At 33.6% G+C, this 3,192-nt stretch carries 1 protein-coding gene and 1 riboswitch; the gene reads right to left on the bottom strand.

Features of this window, described 5'->3' with window-relative positions; translation table 11 throughout:
- Window positions 1-186 precede the first annotated feature (186 nt).
- Complete coding sequence (gene mgtA, locus RWO76_RS08765) at window positions 187-2,850, bottom strand: magnesium-translocating P-type ATPase (RefSeq protein ID WP_314355255.1); 2,664 nt, start codon at window positions 2,848-2,850, stop codon at window positions 187-189.
- 190 nt (window positions 2,851-3,040) lie between these two features.
- A riboswitch (M-box (ykoK) riboswitch) is annotated at window positions 3,041-3,192 on the bottom strand.

The raw sequence follows: 3,192 nt of genomic DNA, 5'->3' as shown, positions 1-3,192 counted from the left end.
CCTTCCGGACCTGACTCGATTCATATGTTCGCTATTGCCATATGGCCTAACGGCAGATATTATTATACTCTATTTCTTTATATTTTGCAATAGTTCAAAAAGATTTTGTTTTTACCTGTCAAGCGTAAGTGGAAATGCCCCAATGAAACACAAGTAAAAATGTCTTCAATCATATAAACAGCCATTCTATAACCATTCACGATACTTCTTAATATACACCTTTTTAACAATTGTTACTAATAACATATAGCTTACTGTAATGAGAATTAAAGCTAAGAAATACATTCCATTTAAAGTAGCAAGTTTTAACGAAGCTGCTAACGGTGTATACGGTAATACTGTCACAATAAATAAGGCAAATAGTGATGTCACTAATAGTGAAAAAGCTGGTTTAGATTGAATAAATGGTAATTTAGGAGAACGAAGCATATAAATTACCATTGTTTGAGTCCACATAGATTGAATAAACCAACCTGTTTGGAAGACCATTAAGAAGAATGCTGGATTTGTTGACTCAGAATAACTACTTCCTGTAATCATTGGTGCAATTCCAAAAAACATTACTGCAAATGTAATAATATCAAAAATAGAACTAGTTGGCCCTAGCCATGACATAAATCTTGTAATCGATTTAGCTGTCCATGCACGTGGTTCTTTTAAGAAATCATCATCTACATTATCAAATGGCAACGCTACACAACTCAAGTCATAAATTAAGTTAAGTACAATTAAATGTACAGGAGCCATTGGTAAAAATGGTAAAAATACACTTGCAAATAATAGTGAGAAAATATTTCCAAAATTAGATGAAACTGTCATTTTGATATATTTCGTCATATTCGCATATACTTTACGTCCTTCAATCAGTCCTTTTTCTAGCACTAATAAGTCTTTATCTAAAAGAATGACATCCGCTACTTCTTTAGCAATATCTACTGCTGTATCTACTGAAATTCCTACATCTGAAACTTTTAAAGATGGTGCATCATTAATGCCATCTCCCATGTATCCTACCTTATGCCCATTCGCTTTTAATAATCGAATAATCCGAGCTTTTTGTTCTGGAGAAAGTTTTGCAAAAATCGTTGTCTTTTCAGCTTCAACAGCTAAAGTTGCATCATCCATCTCTTCTATATCTGTTCCTAATAAAATATAATCAACAGGTAATCCCACTCGTTCACATACCGTTTGTGTTACTTTTTCGTTATCCCCCGTTAAAATTTTTGTCATAACTCCATGTTCTTTTAATGCTTGAATCGCTGGTGCTGCAGAAGGTTTTGGTGGATCTAAGAATGCTAAATATCCCATTAAAATCATGTTTGCTTCATCTTCTACCTCAAATCGATGTGAAGCATCATCATATTGTTTTCGACTAACTCCTAATACACGAAGTCCTTGTTCATTTAATTTAGAAACAGCTTCTAAAATATTTTGACGAATCTCTTCTGTTATTGGATGAATTTCTTTTCCATCTTGTACATAAGAAGAAATACTGAGCATTTCTTCAAGGGCGCCTTTTGTTACTAATAATGCTCCCTCTTGCATTTCTTCTTTAACAATCACACTCATACGACGACGTTCAAAATCAAATGGTAATTCATCAATTTTTTGATAACGAGTTGAAAGGTCTCGTAAATCTTCATGCTCTATCGCTTCTTTTTCTGTACGTGTAATAATGGCACGGTCTAATAAATTTTTAAGTCCTGTTTGGAAATAACTATTTAAATAACCAATTTTCAAAACTCCTAAGTCAAGATTTGCATGAATATCTAGTGGATATTCTAAAATAATTTCATCTTGAGTTAATGTTCCTGTTTTATCGGTACAAAGAATATCAATAGCACCTAAATCTTGAATCGCATTTAATTTTTTAATGACTACCTTTTCTTTCGCCATAATAACTGCACCTTTAGCAAGACTTGCTGTAATAATCATTGGCAACATTTCAGGGGTCAATCCAACCGCAACACTTAGTGCAAATACTCCGGCTTCTAACCAGTCACTATCGGTTAAGCCATTAATCACAAATACAACTGGAACAAGCACTAACATTAATCGAATTAGTAACCATGAGATTGTATTCATTTCTTTTTCAAAACTTGTTGGCTCATCAAAAGTATTTAATGTCTTTTCAATACGACCAATCATCGTATCATTTCCTGTCACTAAAATAACCGCTAGTGCACTACCGCTCACAACATTCGAACCCATAAATACGAAACGTTCGCTTTCTAATACAGGTTTTTGAGTCTCTTCTTCTGACGGAATCCACATTGCTTTTTTCTCAATGGATTCACTTTCACCCGTTAAACTAGATTGTTGAATAAAGAAGTCTCTTGTTTCAAGTAATAAAGCATCTGCAGGCAACATATCCCCAGCACTTAATTTAATAATATCTCCTACTACTAATTCTTCAATAGGAATTTCTTGCTGAACTTTATCACGAATTACAGTAGCCGTATTTACAATTAAACTAGATAAATTACTTGCTGCTTTGTCACTTTTTAGTTCTTGGACAAATCGAATACCTCCTGAAATTAAGACTAAAACAACAATAATGATGGATGTTGTCGGATCTTCTTCACCAGGTTTAGCTAAAATCACATTCGTCATTAACGAAATAACGGCAATGACTAATAAAATAACTGTAAATGGATTAATAATCGATTCATAAATTTTCTTCCAAAGTGGCACTTCTTTTGCTTTTGTTAATTTATTTTCTCCATAAATTTCACGAAGTGTTTCCACTTGTTCTTTTCGAATTCCAGTAATAGATGTTTCTAAAGAATCTAGAACATCTACTACTGAATTTGTCATTGCAAAATCAAATCTTTCTTTTGCTGTTTTCATTTCACTTCACCTCTTTTGTTAAGTTAGATGAAGCAATGGTGATTATCATGCAATCGCCTTTGTTCATCTGCTAAATTCTGTTTACTATCCGGTTCCTGCATTTCTAATCACCCCTTTTAAAAAATTTTGGCAAATGAAAAAACATCTTATTACGTGCTTAGACGTGACAAGATGCCTTAAAATACAATCTTATTATTTTCCCGTCCAAGCTTTAACATCATGGAGCAATGAAATGACATTAGTTTCTGCCTTCACGACAGGAACTGCTAACCAACGAATAGTGTCTCCACTACTTTGCGGTAGCCATCCGTATCTCCATGGTAGTCTCACCTACCGATTTAC

Source organism: uncultured Granulicatella sp., from assembly GCF_963521425.1.
In the GTDB taxonomy this organism is placed as follows: domain Bacteria; phylum Bacillota; class Bacilli; order Lactobacillales; family Aerococcaceae; genus Granulicatella.
This window is presented reverse-complemented; position numbering and strand designations above follow the sequence as displayed.